At 54.5% G+C, this 15,108-nt stretch carries 13 protein-coding genes; 5 read left to right on the top strand and 8 right to left on the bottom strand.

Annotated features, from left to right (window positions below):
* Positions 1–68 precede the first annotated feature (68 nt).
* From N037_RS16050 to yciH, 4 genes are all read left to right on the top strand, one after another.
* Entirely contained in the window at positions 69–377 is a 309-nt protein-coding gene (locus N037_RS16050) for a LapA family protein (RefSeq protein WP_023335945.1), read from the top strand.
* A 6-nt stretch (positions 378–383) separates the two neighbouring features.
* A complete protein-coding gene (gene lapB, locus N037_RS16045; RefSeq protein WP_023335944.1) occupies positions 384–1,553 on the top strand; it encodes a lipopolysaccharide assembly protein LapB in 1,170 nt (389 codons plus the stop codon).
* Between the two features lie 185 nt (positions 1,554–1,738).
* Complete coding sequence (gene pyrF, locus N037_RS16040; RefSeq protein WP_023335943.1) at positions 1,739–2,476, top strand: orotidine-5'-phosphate decarboxylase; 738 nt, start codon at positions 1,739–1,741, stop codon at positions 2,474–2,476.
* Positions 2,476–2,802, top strand: a complete 327-nt coding sequence (gene yciH / locus N037_RS16035; RefSeq protein ID WP_032642180.1) for a stress response translation initiation inhibitor YciH — start codon at positions 2,476–2,478, stop codon at positions 2,800–2,802. The genes pyrF and yciH overlap by 1 nt, the downstream gene beginning before the upstream one ends.
* Positions 2,803–2,907: 105 nt before the next feature.
* Here yciH and osmB read toward each other — a convergent pair whose 3' ends face one another.
* The 3 genes from osmB to N037_RS16020 form a co-directional block, all read right to left on the bottom strand.
* Entirely contained in the window at positions 2,908–3,126 is a 219-nt protein-coding gene (gene osmB, locus N037_RS16030; RefSeq protein ID WP_008501216.1) for an osmotically-inducible lipoprotein OsmB, read from the bottom strand.
* Between the two features lie 263 nt (positions 3,127–3,389).
* The gene (gene yciT / locus N037_RS16025) at positions 3,390–4,142 is read right to left on the bottom strand and encodes a DNA-binding transcriptional regulator YciT (RefSeq protein WP_032642179.1); all 753 of its coding nucleotides are present in this window, start codon (positions 4,140–4,142) and stop codon (positions 3,390–3,392) included.
* A 43-nt stretch (positions 4,143–4,185) separates the two neighbouring features.
* The gene (locus tag N037_RS16020) at positions 4,186–4,368 is read right to left on the bottom strand and encodes a YciZ family protein (RefSeq protein ID WP_024907126.1); all 183 of its coding nucleotides are present in this window, start codon (positions 4,366–4,368) and stop codon (positions 4,186–4,188) included.
* Positions 4,369–4,561: 193 nt separating this feature from the next.
* On the opposite strand from N037_RS16020, the gene N037_RS16015 reads away from it, so the two are divergent.
* Positions 4,562–5,431 carry a crotonase/enoyl-CoA hydratase family protein gene (locus N037_RS16015; RefSeq protein ID WP_023335940.1) on the top strand — a complete coding sequence of 290 codons (870 nt, stop codon included), beginning with the start codon at positions 4,562–4,564 and terminating at the stop codon, positions 5,429–5,431.
* On the opposite strand, the gene pdeR is transcribed toward N037_RS16015, so the two are convergent.
* The 5 genes from pdeR to N037_RS15990 all read right to left on the bottom strand — a co-directional run bounded on the left by pdeR (position 5,428) and on the right by N037_RS15990 (position 15,060).
* Positions 5,428–7,419, bottom strand: coding sequence for a cyclic di-GMP phosphodiesterase (gene pdeR, locus N037_RS16010; protein WP_032642175.1), 1,992 nt, complete (start codon positions 7,417–7,419; stop codon positions 5,428–5,430). The two genes, N037_RS16015 and pdeR, sit on opposite strands and share 4 nt — an antisense overlap.
* 324 nt (positions 7,420–7,743) lie before the next feature.
* Positions 7,744–9,678, bottom strand: coding sequence for an exoribonuclease II (locus N037_RS16005; RefSeq protein ID WP_032642169.1), 1,935 nt, complete (start codon positions 9,676–9,678; stop codon positions 7,744–7,746).
* A gap of 88 nt (positions 9,679–9,766) precedes the next feature.
* Positions 9,767–10,753: a CMD domain-containing protein gene (locus tag N037_RS16000; RefSeq protein ID WP_032642166.1), complete on the bottom strand. Its 987-nt coding sequence runs from the start codon at positions 10,751–10,753 to the stop codon at positions 9,767–9,769.
* 152 nt (positions 10,754–10,905) lie between these two features.
* Complete coding sequence (gene fabI / locus N037_RS15995) at positions 10,906–11,694, bottom strand: enoyl-ACP reductase FabI (RefSeq protein ID WP_003856831.1); 789 nt, start codon at positions 11,692–11,694, stop codon at positions 10,906–10,908.
* 270 nt (positions 11,695–11,964) lie between these two features.
* A complete protein-coding gene (locus N037_RS15990) occupies positions 11,965–15,060 on the bottom strand; it encodes a multidrug efflux RND transporter permease subunit (RefSeq protein WP_032642164.1) in 3,096 nt (1,031 codons plus the stop codon).
* Between the last annotated feature and the right edge of the window lie 48 nt (positions 15,061–15,108).

Here is a 15,108-nt window from a genome sequence, read left to right as displayed (position 1 = left end):
AGTTTATAAGGCTGATTGCGGTGAGTTGAACACACTTTATTCGCTTGAACCACATAACGGGAAGTAATGTGAAATATTTACTCATTTTCTTACTGGTATTGGCGATTTTTGTCATTTCAGTCACGTTGGGTGCACAAAACGATCAGCAGGTGACGTTTAACTATCTGCTGGCTCAGGGGGAGTATCGCGTCTCGAGCCTGCTGGCGGTCTTATTTGCTGCTGGCTTTGCCATTGGCTGGCTGGTTTGCGGTCTGTTCTGGCTGAAAGTCCGTGTTTCTCTTGCGCGCGCTGAACGTAAAATTAAGCGACTCGAAAATAACATTGCCCCTGCGTCTGACATCCCGGAAAACTCTGGTGTGCCGGTCGTGAAGGAATAATCGACTATGCTGGAGTTGTTGTTTCTGCTTTTGCCTGTAGCCGCAGCCTATGGCTGGTATATGGGCCGCAGAAGTGCGCAACAAACAAAACAGGACGAGGCCAACCGGCTCTCCCGCGACTACGTTGCGGGCGTGAACTTCCTCCTGAGCAATCAGCAGGACAAAGCGGTAGACCTGTTCCTCGATATGCTGAAAGAGGATACGGGGACGGTTGAAGCGCATCTCACCCTGGGTAACCTGTTCCGCTCGCGCGGCGAGGTCGATCGCGCCATTCGTATTCACCAGACCCTGATGGAAAGCGCCTCGCTGACCTACGATCAACGTCTCCTTGCGGTACAACAGCTGGGGCGGGATTACATGGCCGCAGGGTTGTACGATCGCGCTGAAGATATGTTCGCGCAGCTGGTGGACGAAACAGATTTCCGCATCGGCGCGCTGCAGCAGCTCCTGCAGATTTATCAGGCCACCAGCGACTGGCAGAAAGCCATTGATACCGCTGAGCGTCTGGTGAAGCTGGGTAAGGATAAGCAGCGCGTTGAGATAGCCCATTTCTACTGTGAGCTTGCGCTTCAGCAGATGGGCAACGACGACATGGATAAAGCCATGGCGCTGCTGAAGAAAGGCGCCGCCGCGGACCGCAACAGCGCACGAATCTCCATCATGATGGGGCGCGTCTTTATGGCGAATGGCGACTACGCCAAAGCCGTTGAAAGCCTGCTGCGGGTTATCGACCAGGACAAAGAGCTGGTCAGTGAAACGCTGGAAATGCTGCAAACCTGCTATCAACAGCTGGACAAGCAGGAAGAGTGGGTAGCATTCCTGCGGCGTTGCGTGGAAGAAAATACCGGTGCCACCGCTGAGCTGATGCTCTCAGACGTTGTTGAGCAGTATGAAGGAAGTGACACCGCGCAGGTTTATATTACGCGTCAGCTGCAGCGCCATCCGACCATGCGGGTGTTCCATAAGCTGATGGATTACCACCTGAACGACGCTGAAGAAGGGCGCGCCAAAGAGAGCCTGATGGTGCTGCGCGATATGGTTGGCGAGCAGGTGCGCAGCAAGCCGCGCTATCGTTGCCAGAAGTGTGGTTTTACCGCGTATACGCTCTACTGGCACTGTCCTTCCTGCCGCGCCTGGTCCACCATCAAGCCAATTCGTGGCCTGGACGGGCAGTAATTTTTTAAAACACTCCATTTTAGTTACAACATACTGATGGCTTTTACCACACGCCGTACATCGTGCGGTTTGCTGGCCTGGCAGGCGCGTAAATGGATCCTGTTAATTTGCGGCGTCGGCAGGTAGAATGCTGGCCGTTTATCTGTTCCGCGCCGCTGCGCGCCCATAGACGAAAAGGGCTGGTCATGACGTCTGTTACATCCTCCACTTCCCGCGTAATTACGGATTCTCCTGTTGTTGTTGCGCTTGATTACAATAAGCGTGACGCTGCACTGGCGTTTGTCGACGGCATCGACCCTCGCGACTGCCGTCTGAAAGTTGGCAAAGAGATGTTCACGCTGTTTGGACCGCAAATCGTACGCGATCTGCAGCAGCGCGGCTTTGACGTTTTCCTCGACCTGAAATTCCACGATATCCCGAATACCACGGCGCACGCCGTTGCCGCAGCCGCAGAGCTGGGCGTATGGATGGTCAACGTCCATGCATCGGGTGGGGCAAGAATGATGACGGCCGCCCGTGAGGCGCTCCTGCCGTTCGGTAAAGATGCGCCGTTGCTGATTGCGGTCACCGTGTTGACCAGTATGGACGAAAATGATTTACGCGACCTGGGCGTGACGTTGTCACCCGCCGAGCACGCGGAACGCCTTGCGCGGCTGACGCAGCATTGCGGCCTGGATGGCGTTGTTTGCTCCGCGCAGGAAGCGGTACGTTTCAAATCAGCGCTGGGCAAGGATTTTAAACTGGTCACGCCGGGGATCCGCCCTGCAGGCAGCGACGTGGGCGATCAGCGCCGCATTATGACGCCTGAGCAAGCGCTGGCTGCTGGCGTTGACTACATGGTCATCGGGCGTCCGGTGACGCAGTCTGCAAACCCGGCAGAGACGCTTAAGGCTATCAACGCATCGCTGAAAAAGGGGGCGTAATGACCGATTCCAACAGCCGTCTGGTCTATTCAACCGATAGCGGGCGTATAGATGAACCGAAAGCGAAAGCGGAACGTCCCAAGGGCGACGGCATCGTTCGGATCCAGCGCCAGACCAGTGGACGAAAAGGGAAAGGGGTTTGCCTTATCTCCGGCATTGACCTGGACGATGCGGAACTGGCAAATCTGGCGGCCGAGTTGAAAAAGAAATGTGGCTGCGGCGGTGCCGTGAAAGACGGCATTATTGAAATCCAGGGGGATAAGCGCGATTTAATAAAATCTCTGCTGGAAGCCAAAGGGATGAAAGTCAAACTGGCAGGCGGCTAAAATAAATGAGCCACGGCAAATGCCGTGGCTCGTGTTATATACGTGCGTATGTCAGACCTGAAATGCGTTCAAATATCGCAATACCGGGGAAGGCTTAGATAATAATTATTTGCCAACCTGGTGACCGATAATACCACCGACAGCAGCGCCACCTAATGTACCCAGCGTACTACCATCCGTTAATACTGCACCACCGAGAGCACCGGCACCGGCACCAATAGCGGTGTTACGGTCACGTTTAGACCAGTTAGAGCACGCGCTCAGGGACATTGCTACAGTGATTGCCAGAACAGCGGCGGCTAATTTTTTGCTGGTTAAGGTCATAATACTTTCTCCTGAATTATCGATTCACGGAAAGATGTACACGTTAAGTATAGACGAATCGAATACTTAATTCTGTTCTCCGTGAAAGCTGGTCGCGCAGGCGTTACGTAATCACGCAGGTGATAGTCACTTCCTGTTATATCGCTAACATTAATTTTACGACTTTAATGCAGGTTAAACAGGTAAAAACTCTTAAAGAAGTACCAGGAATCATCTCAGAGAAAGAAGGGCGTATGCGCCCGTTATTCGGGCGCGAAGGGGACTCAGGCGGTTGTTTTAATAATATTGACGATCAGTCCGTCATCTTCCAGTTTATTACGGTGCGCGTCGCTCAACCGTTCATCGGTAATCACGCGGCTAAAGCGTGAAACGGGGCCCATCGTATAAGGGTGAACGGCGCCAAATTTAGAGCTGTCGGTGAGCACAATGGCTTCACACTCTTTTTCCAGCACGGCATTCACGACGTCAGAGCGCATCATATCCCGGCCAGTAAAACCAGTATCCGGCTGCCACCCGTCAATCCCGATAAAGGCCTTGCTGAAATGAACCTGCTGGACATACTGACGGGTCAGCGGGCCTACCATGCTTTCACTTTTTTTCTGGTAAATACCGCCGAGCAGAATGACCTCGCAGCGCGTCTCTTTGAGCAAATGCGCGATATAGCTGCTGACGGTGATGATGGTCACGTCCTTTTGATCGGCAAGCGTGCGCGCCAGAAGGGCATTACTGCTGCCGTTTTCAATAAAAACGGTTTCGCCGTTGTTCACCAGGGACGCGGCAAACTCCGCCAGTTCACGTTTGAGCGCGTAGTTATTCATCATGCGCGTCTCAACGTCATCGCTGTCCAGCGGGACAGCATATCCGTGCGCGCGACGCAGGTAGCTCTGTTTTTCCAGCAGATTAAGATCCTGACGGATTGTGACTTCAGACACACCGGTGGTTTTAGCGAGATCGACTACGCTTACGCGTCCCTGATCGATGACCATCTGCAAAATGAGTTGTTGTCGGGAATTCATAGCATCCATTTAATAAAGCGAAACGAGGTCGGAGACGGTGGGGTTAAACTTCCCACGGCGCTTTTGGCTGTCTGTTTTCAGGCGCGTTGTCAGCACCATTCTGAGCAAGAAGTTCAGACTTCAGGATCTCGAGATTACGGATAGCAGAGTGATAATCGCCCGCCACCAGGATATCCAGCACGGTATCAATTCGTTGTGCTACAGCTTGTGCGTCAATAGTCGACATAATCTCACCCCAGGCGCGAAAAGTTAATATTTTCAATGATGCAGAAATTAGGATCAAAAGAGAAGGGAAAAAATGCAATAACTAAATTACATAAACGTAAGTGATAAATTTATACCCCCTCATACAGCGGGCCTATTGAGTGGATTAGTCTAAAACTGCGCGCAAGGCGCTTTTTTATAAGAGGAATTAGACTATGACAGTTATCAATCAGCCTACCTGCACACTGTTTACCGATACTGAACGGTTCACGCAGCTGTCAGGGTATTACGAGGCGGAGCGTCACACGGTGTGGATGATGCTGCGGGCTCAACCACGTCCTTGCTTTAACCATGCATTAATCGAGGAGATCATGAACTTTTCATGGCTGGTTCGCCAGTCTGGTTTTGCGGTTGATTTTTGGGTAACCGGATCGCTGGTTCCCGAAATGTATAATGTGGGCGGTGATTTACAGTTCTTCGTCGAGTGCATTCAGAACGGACGTCGGGAGGCGTTACGGGCGTACGCTCGCGCCTGCGTTGATTGCGTCCATGCGGCCTCACGGGGGTTTGACACGGGGGCCATCTCACTGGCCATGGTCGAAGGCAGTGCGTTAGGGGGCGGGTTTGAGGCCGCTCTGGCGCACCATTTCGTCCTGGCTCAGCGTGATGCCCGCTTAGGTTTCCCGGAGATTGCCTTCAACCTGTTTCCGGGTATGGGGGGATATTCCCTGGTTGCACGCCGTTCAGGCATGAAGCTGGCGGAGGAACTGATCTACAAAGGGGAATCCCATACGGCTGAATGGTACGAGCAGCACGGGCTGGTGGATGTCCTGTTTGAACCCGGACAAAGCTATGTCTCCACCCGAACCTTCATCGATACGCTGCGGCCAAAACTGAATGGCGTAAGGGCGATGCTGCGCGCCCGTACGCGCGTTCTGCAATTGCCCCGCAGTGAACTGATGGACATCACGGAAGACTGGGTAGATGCCGCTTTCTGCCTGGAGCCGAAAGATATCGCCTACATGGAGCGTCTGGTTACGCTGCAAAACCGCCATCATGCGGCGGGCTTGCGTAAAGCCAGTTAACGTTGATTTCGCGCTTGATATCGTTTTAGCCATCGCTCGAATGCGGCAGCGGGCATCGGCTTAGCAAACAGAAAACCCTGCCGTTCGTTGACGCCGTTCTTGGTGAGAAAGGCGTCTTCTTTTGCACTTTCCACACCTTCGGCAATCACCTGCAGATTTAACGCCTGCGCCACCGCGACGATAGCGCGCACCAGAGACTGGGAGATGGACTGCTTATGAATATCCCTGACAAAAGATTGATCGAGTTTAATGGCGTCGATAGGGAAGCGGGCCAGTTGAGAAAGGGAAGAGTAGCCGGTGCCGAAATCATCCAGATGAATTTGCGCCCCGAGTCGGCTGAACTGCTGGATCACGGACAGCGCAAGCTCTTCGTTCTCGATAAGACAGCTTTCGGTTAATTCCACGTCGACCGGGCAGTATTCAAAATTCAGATCCTTCAGCGCCTGCTTTAAGTCGCTGAAGATGGTCTGGTCGGCCAGCTGGCGTGCAGAGACGTTCACCGCCACGCGCAGGTTTATTCCCTTATCGCGCCATTTCGCCACCTGGCGAACCACGTCGAGCATCACCCAGCGGCCCAGGGGCACAATCAACCCCGACTCCTCGGCATAAGAGATAAACTCCAGCGGCGGGATCAGGCCGCGCTCTGGTGATTGCCAGCGGACCAGCGCTTCAAGGCTTCTGACTTCCCCGCGCCAGGTTATTTTCGGCTGATAGTGGATCAAAAGCTGATCGTTATCCAGGGCCTTACGCAGGTTGGTATCCAGCCAAAGATACTCAAAAACGCGCTGGTTCATCTCGGGGGAGAAGACGCAGAACTTGCCCCGGCCGTTCTCCTTGGCGGTGTACATGGCGGTATCGGCGTTACGGATGACGCTTTCCCTGTCGTTCCCGTGCTGCGGGGCGAGGGCGATACCCAGTGAGCAACCGGTATAAATTTCAATCAGACCAATTCGGAACGGCTGGCGCAGGCGGGTTAAAATGCGCGATGCCATCGCCTCCAGAGAGCCCTGAGAGGTATTGGTGGCCATGACGATAAACTCATCACCGCCAAGTCGCGCCAGCACCTGATTCTCATCCAGACAGCTCAAAATGGCGAGGGCGACAGCCTGTAACAGCTGGTCGCCAAACATATGCCCGTAAGCGTCATTGACCTTTTTAAAGTTATCCAGATCGAGATACACCACGCCCACCTGCGTGTCGCCGCGGTTGTCGATGGCGTCAGAAATCAGGTCGTGGATCGCATTGCGGTTTGGCAAGCCGGTGATGGTATCGGTATTGGCCAGCACCCGCAGTCGCTCCTGAGCGCGGCGCTCCTCGGTAATATCGGTCCCGGAACAGATAAGGAAAATTTCATTTTTACCGCTGCCGCTGTGCACGAATTTGTTTCTGAACAGAAACAGCCGCTGCCCTTTACGCGTTTTGATCCAGCGTTCGACTTCGTAGGAGCTGCCGTTGCGAAAAAAACCGGTAATATTGCGCTTTGAGGCAGCCGCTTCGCTGCGGCTCATAAACAGCTTAAACACGTTCTGGCCAATCACTTCTTGCTCTTTCAGGCCGGTGTACTCTTCGCTAAGCCGGTTAAAACGCTGAATATTGCCGTGCTGATCGAGAATAACAATGACGGAGTTGGCCTCCGAGACAACCTGTTCCGCGAAAGAGAGCCCCTGAGCCAGATCGCGCGCCACGGAGGGCGTATCGTTCCAGGCGGAAGCGGTTCCTGCCCACTCGTTACGGGTAATTTTACGGCCCACAAGATGAACCGGGACATCTTCACCGTACAGGGAGAGCATCATGGAAATGCTGGAGGTAATAACGGTTAAATGACGGATGAGATCGGCCTGTTCATCGTCCAGCGCCACGACCTGAGTGACATCGGTATTTTCGCTGGTGGAAAGGTGCAGTGCGTTGCTGTCAGCTGACAAGCGCCACCACGGGCTGTGAGTCCCCATGTAGCGAAACAGCAAATTCTGCTCCAGATCGTCCATCATGTTTTCTCCCGCAGCTTTTCATTAGCGCACAAATTATTCATTTGCAGTCGACTTTTCCGTTGAGAAACAGCGGCAAAACCGAAGTGAACCTGTTGTTTTTTCCCTGTTTTCTTATAATAAAACGAGTCAGGTTAAAAAGGATACTGAGCGTATATAAATTCACGTAACCGAATATAACAACACTCTTTTACTGTAGATAATTATGGCGCTTTTGGGCGAAGGGATACTGAAAATAGTAAGGAAAAATAATGATTTTGTGGCGGGGGTAAAGAGAAAAATTGTCGGCCCTTCCGAAAAGGAAAAGACCGACAATTGAAGCGGTTATCAGGCGACAGGACGCGCGATAATGCTGCGGGTTTCCATGCGAACTTCGGCGATAGTAACGTCAATCACGTCGGTGACTTTGTAAACTGTTTCACCTTTAATTTGCACGGTACCGTTTTCCTGACTACAGACCATTTCGTCGCGAACCGCATGCAGGAACGGCGCAGGTATAAACGCGACAGCACCGTTATCGACCAGGCGCACGCGCATCCCCCCACGGCTGATATCGATGATCTCAGCGGCGAAACGGGTATCCGTACCGGCTTTATCCTGCAGGAAGCGTGCGTACAGCCAGTCACCAACGTCACGTTCCGCCATGCGGTTAAGACGGCGGCGATCGGCCATCTGGAGCGTGGTGTCTTCCTGAGGACGGGCAATGGTTTCACCTTTAATAATCGCTTTCAGCAGACGGTGGTTAACCATATCGCCATACTTACGGATCGGCGACGTCCAGGTGGCATAAGCGTCGAGACCAAGACCAAAGTGCGGACCCGGTTCGGTGCTGATTTCCGCGAAGGACTGGAAGCGACGAATGCGGCTGTCCAGGAAGCCCGACGGCTGCGCGTCCAGTTCGCGGCGAAGCTTGCAGAAGCCCGGCAGCGTCAGCACTTCTTCCGGGTCAACGTGCACATCGTGGTTCTTCAGCAGGGCCGCCAGCGCTTCGGTATTCGCCGGATCAAATCCGGTGTGGACGTTGTAAATGCCAAAGCCCAGCTTGTCGCGCAGCACGCGTGCGGCACAGATGTTGGCGGAAATCATCGCCTCTTCAACGATGCGGTTCGCAATGCGTCGCGGTTCGGCCACGATGTCCAGCACTTCGCCTTTCTCACCCAGAACAAAGCGATAATCCGGGCGGTCTTTGAACACCAGCGCATGGGTTTTACGCCACTCGCCGCGGTTCAGGCAGATGCGATGCAGCAGACGGATTTGCGCGGCAATGGCGTCCGATTCAGGTTTCCAGCTACCGGTATTTTCCAGCCAGTCGGAGACGTTATCGTAGGCCAGCTTGGCTTTCGACTCGATGGTGGCGGCAAAGAACTCGATATCGTCTTCAATCGCGCCATCTGCGGCGATGGTCATGCGGCAGGCAAGCACCGGGCGCACTTCATTCGGACGCAGCGAGCAGAGATCGTCTGACAATTCGCGCGGCAGCATCGGAATGTTGAAGCCCGGCAGATAGTTGGTGAACGCACGGATTTTCGCGGCGTCATCCAGCTTGCTGCCTTCGGCAATCCAGGCGGTGGGATCGGCAATGGCGACGGTCAGATGCAGTTTGCCATCGGCGCTCTCTTCCGCATACAGCGCATCATCCATATCTTCTGTGCTGGCGCTGTCGATGGTGACAAACTCCAGCGCGGTGAGATCGCGACGCGTCAAACCTTCGTCCTGCATCTCAGTCGCTACGCCGTTCGGCGCTTCTTTTTCAAGATTGTGGCGTGCCAGCGTGACCCACCATGGCACGAAATGATCGGCGCCGAAGGTGATGAACTGGGTCAACTCGGCATAAAAACCGCGATCGCCTTTCAGAGGATGACGGCGCATTTCTGCTACGGCCCAGTCACCTTCTTTAAAATCATGCTCAACGCCACGGGCGGCGCGGCAGGGAATAGCATCTTTCAGCAGGGGATGATCCGGCACGATAGCAAGACGATCGTCTTTTCTCTGCACCTTACCCACAAAACGGGTCAGGAACGGCTCGATCAGTTCTTCCGGCTCGGCAGACTCGCGGTCCTTCTCGGTATGAATGACGGCCATGACGCGATCGCCATGCATCACTTTCTTCATCTGCGGTGGCGGAATGAAGTAGCTTTTCTGCGCGTCAACCTCAAGGAAGCCAAAGCCCTTTTCCGTGGCTTTTACGACCCCTTCTGCACGCGGCGTCTGGGAATGCAGTTGCTGTTTAAGCTGCGCTAGCAGCGGGTTGTCCTGAAACATAATGTTCTATTTTCGTAGCCATTGAGCGGCTGACAGTTTTACGCGATTCTCACTGTCTCAGCAAGCGGTCTTTGGGTAATTAGTATGGTTATTCCTCTTTACCAAACGCGACTTTCAGACGATTGAGCCAGCCGTCAAACGCGCTCCGGGTAAGTAGCGTGATGGCATGTTCGCCGGAGAGTCCTTGATCCGTGAGAGGGGTAAACTGCGCGGCGCTGAAGCGGTCCGGAGAGCGCGTCAGCAGCTCGACCGCCGCCGAAAGCGCGGGGGACGTCAACGGGATCTTTTCGCGGGTGTTTAACAGGATTTCTCCGGTCAGGTCGAGCAGCGACGGCTCATGGCAAAGGACCGGCGTCAGCGCCTCCAGCGCGGGTTCTGCCTGCCAGCGGGACAGCGACTCAAGCTGATGCGCGCTCGCATAGCGCAGCTCGACGACGGGCAAAAGCGGCACCCACGCGGCGTGGCTCGCGGGCAGCGTGTGCGGCTGAATATGATGGCCTGGCAACCAGCGAACGGGGTGTCCCAGCAGCGCCTGAAAAACCGCGACCACGCGCGCCTGAAAACCGATAAACCCGATAATCTGGTTAATCACCACAATGTCATACGTCGACAGGCCCACCTCATCAAGCTGGTTCTGCGCTTTATCATCAATCACGTCAGGAGAGCTGGCGAGCTGGCGGGCATACTGCGTAATTTGCGCCAGACGTCGGTTACTTTCGCGCGAGGAGTCCGGGCCGGGAAGCGGGGCGAGGAGGGCGGCGTAATGGTTACAGAGCCGCTGAACGCCGCATGCCTGTGCGACCGTTAGCGCGGTACTGAGCCGATCGTAGGCGCTGAGCGTATGCAGGCGGTTCACAGGAATTGAGAGCGGAAACAACAGGTGGCATAGGGCTCTGGCAGGGGAAAGCCAGCCAGAACAGGCGGCGACAATCTCATCAGGCAAGGCTAAATCGAGCAAAAAACGATCGTCGACGTTAGCGGCTTCGGGCACCAGAGGCAGAACATCCGTCTGCGCGTGGTTTGACTGGGTCTCGTGATACCAGTGGCCTTTGCCGGAAAAACGGCGTTGTTCCATGTGCGTTCCTTGATCTCAAAATGGCGATCAATATCCTGGCGTAAGGCAGATAAAGGGAAAAATATTGTTAGGTGATAACAAATAGCAGAACGGAATAACGGAGGGAGGGGGCGGGGGAAAACTCTCTTCCCGTGCGGGAAGAGAGTCACAGCTTATTTAATTTCCAGCTCGTTCATTGCAGCGATGTTGAAGCCGCCGTCAACGTGAACCACTTCGCCGGAGATACCAGCGGAAAGATCGGAGCACAGGAATGCTGCAGAGTTACCCACATCTTCAATGGTAACAGTACGACGAATCGGGGTAACCGCTTCGCAGTGTGCCAGCATTTTACGGAAATCTTTAATACCGGAAGCGGCCAGGGTGCGGATAGGACCTGCAGAGATGGCGTTAACGCGCACGCCTTCAGGACCCATTGCGTTCGCCATGTAGCGTACGTTCGCTTCCAGAGACGCTTTAGCCAGGCCCATAACGTTATAGTTAGGGATAGCACGTTCAGCGCCCAGGTAGGACAGGGTCAGCAGGGCTGCGCCCGGGTTCAGCATCGCGCGGCAGGATTTCGCCATCGCAACGAAGCTGTAGGAGCTGATATCGTGAGCGATTTTGAAGCCATCACGGGTTACCGCGTTCACGTAGTCGCCGTCCAGCTGGTCGCCAGGAGCGAAGCCAATGGAGTGAACGAAACCGTCGAATTTCGGCCATGCTTTTGCCAGTTCAGCAAACATGCCGTCGATGCTTTCGTCTTGTGCAACGTCACATTCCAGAACAATGCTGGAACCCAGCTGCGCGGCAAACTCTTCAACACGGCCTTTCAGCTTGTCGTTCTGGTAGGTGAACGCCAGCTCAGCGCCTTCGCGATGCATTGCCTGTGCGATGCCGTATGCGATGGACAGTTTGCTGGCAACGCCAGTTACCAGAATGCGCTTACCGGAAAGAAAACCCATAGCTTTAATCCTTATATTCATTGCTTATTTTGCCTTGTAATTCATAGCGTTACAGGCAGTATTTCAAAATCATTCGAAATTAGCTCGAAATTATAGCCCACTCACAGCCCCTTGTGTCACGATATTTCTCGCACTTCTCCGAAGACGCCTGCCCCGAAGAATGCGCCGAGGACCCGCGGGGGCTCAAAATTTCAGCATTCGTCCAGTATATCACCCGGAAACAGCTTCGCCTCATCCAACCAGAGAGGGAGCGCGATTCCGCCAGGGTATTTACACTTTCCTGATGTTGTCGACGAAACGCGCAATGACGATAAAGAAAACCGGTACGAAGAAGATCGCGAGAAGCGTACCGCTGATCATGCCGCCAAATACGCCGGTACCGATGGCATGCTGCGTACTGTCGCTGGCACCACTGGCCAGCATCAAGGGAACAACCCCTAAGGTGAAGGCTAGCGATGTCATCAGAATGGGACGCAGGCGCTGGCTTGCGGCATGGATAGTTGCCGACAGCAGGTGCTGCCCCTGGCGATGTAGCTGCCTCGCAAATTCAACAATCAGAATAGCGTTCTTGGCCGACAGGCCGATAAGCGTAATCAGGCCGACCTTGAAGAAAACGTCATTCGTCATGCCGGCAACGGACACCGCGATCGCCGCGCCGATAAGACCCAGCGGAACCACCAGCATGACCGCAAAAGGAATAGACCAGCTCTCATACAGGGCGGCGAGTACCATAAATACGACCAGTATCGACAGGACGATAAGGCCCGGAAGCTGAGATTCCGATTTTCTCTCCTGCAATGAACTCCCGGCCCACTCGCCCGCCATGCCCTGAGGCAGGCTCCTGGACACGTCCTCCATAACCTTCATTGCGGTGCCGCTGGACTCTCCCGGCGCCGCATTTCCGGTAATGCGAATCGCAGAATATCCCTGGTAACGCGTCAACTGCTGCGGCGCAACGTTCCACGAAAGCGTGGCAAAGGTCGATACCGGCACCATCTGACCCATCCGGTTTTTCACTGATAAATTCAGTATCTGCGCAGGCTGCATTCGGTAGGGCGCATCGGCCTGAATAATCACCTGCTGAACGCGGCCGTTGTTCGTATAGTCATTGACGTAATTTGAGCCCAGGGTGACGGAGAGCGTCTGGTTGATTTCATCAAATGAGACGCCCATCGCTTCCGCCTTTTCTCTGTCCACCTGGAGCGCAAGGCTTGTTCCTTCCGGCAGACCGTCTATGTAAACGTCACTCAGCTCAGGGCGCCGGTTAGCGTGCAGGACCAGCGCGTCGGCAGCGCGCTTTAACGCCTCGTAGCCCAGTCCCGCTCTGTCCTGCACGTACCAGGTGAAGCCCGAGGAGGTGCCCATATCCGAAATGGCCGGCGGGAGCAGGCTCATCGTGACGGCATCAGAGACGTTGGCCATGCTGGCCTGGATATGGTCGGCTTCACCCTGAGCCGTCGAGCCCTGCCGATTTTTCCAGTCCTTAAGCGTGGTGAAGGCCATAGCCGAATTTGGTCCTGAACCTGAGAATCCAAACCCCAGGATCATAATGTTGCTTTCAATATCCGGCCGGGCCGCAATTTCCTCTTCAAACTTTTTAACCACGTTGAGGGTGCGCTGCATCGTGGCGTCAGAAGGCAGCTGGATTGAGGACATAAAGTAGCCCTGATCTTCGTCCGGCAGAAAGGACGACGGTAACGAAGACAATCCCAAAAACAGCGCAGCGCAAAGCGCAACGTACAGGAGCAGCATACGTCCGGTTCGCTTCAGAACGGCACCCAGCCCGGCTTCGTAGCAGACGGTGAGCGAACGGAAGCGCGCGTTAAACCCGGCCGCGAACCGTCCACTTCCGCTCTTTCCTGCCTTATGCGGCCTGAGTAACGTTGCGCACAGGGCGGGCGTCAGCGTCAGGGCCAGAAACGCGGACAGCAGTATGGAGACCGCCATGGAAATACAAAATTGTCGGTAGATAATCCCGACGGATCCTTCAGCAAACCCCATGGGGATAAAGACCGCGGTTAGCACCAGCGTGATCCCTATAATCGCCGGGGTAATTTCCTGCATGGCTTGCCGCGTGGCGTCACGCGGGGACAGGCTTTTTTCCTCCATCAGTCGTTCAACGTTTTCTACAACCACGATGGCATCATCAACGATAATCCCGATCGCCAGCACCATGCCGAACATCGTCAGAATATTGATGGAGTAGCCGCTCAATAGCATCACCGCGAAGGTGCCAAGAAGCGCGACGGGAGCAACAATCGCCGGGATAAGCGTACAGCGTATCTTATGCAGAAACAGCAGCATAACCAGGAAGACGAGGACCATCGCTTCCACAAACGTCTGAACAACCTTCATGATAGAAAGTTTCACAAACGGCGCGGTATCGAAGGGCACCGTAAACGCCATTCCGTCGGGTAATACCCGGGAAAGTTCGTCGATGCGCGCACGCACGCCTGAAGCCGTACTCATTGCGTTGGCGCCTGGCGACAGCTGAATTGCCGCCGCCGTCGCAGGAACCCCGTTTTCGCGGATACCAAAGGCGTAGCTTTGCAGGCCAGATTCAACCCGTGCAATGTCGGACAGTTTCAGGCGGGCGCCGGATGCGTCAGATTTCAGGGTGATATTCCTGAACGCCTCGACCGAGGAGAGTTGTCCCTTCACGGTGATGGGATACGTCACCCCTTGTCCTGCCGCTGCGGGCTCGTCTCCCGTTTTACCGGGCGAAACCAGGGCATTTTGCTGGCCAACGGCGGTAAGAACATCGCTTACCGAGAGCCCATAGCCGTGGAGCTTCATGGGATCCAGCCAGATGCGCAGCGCTTTTTCGCCGCCAAACAGCTGAACTTTTCCTACGCCGGGCACGCGACGAAGCTCGTCGCTGACGTTTCTGGCAAAATAGTCGCTTAAATCGGCTTCCTCAAATTGACCTGCCGTGGACTTCAGCCCCACCATCATTAAAAAGCCAGAATTAGCGGCCTCGACGTTAATGCCGTTTTGCCTTACCGCCTGAGGCAGACGAGGCTCAACGATCTTAATCTGATTCTGCAGGTCCATCTGCGCCAGCTTGATATCCGTGCCCGGTTTAAACGTGACGGTAATCGATGCCGACCCGGTTGTGTCACTGGATGATTCGAAATAGAGCAAGTTATCGACGCCAGAGATTTCACGCTCGATTAACGACACCACCGACGTATTCATGATATCGGGGCTGGCACCCGGGTAACTGACGGAAATAATGATCCCAGGCGGTGCCACCGCCGGATACTGTGCGACGGGTAAACGGGGAATAGACAGCAGTCCCGCCAGAACAATAAAAAGCGCCACCACCCAGGCGAATATGGGGCGTTCAATAAAAAAATGAGGCATTAAAATAACGTCCAGTTACGTGAATATAAGTCAGTAGAGAGTCTACCG

This window comes from Enterobacter sp. EGD-HP1, assembly GCF_000733275.2.
Classification (GTDB): Bacteria; Pseudomonadota; Gammaproteobacteria; order Enterobacterales; family Enterobacteriaceae; genus Enterobacter.
Note: the sequence above shows the minus strand (reverse complement) of the source record. Positions and strands in the feature narration are given on the sequence as shown.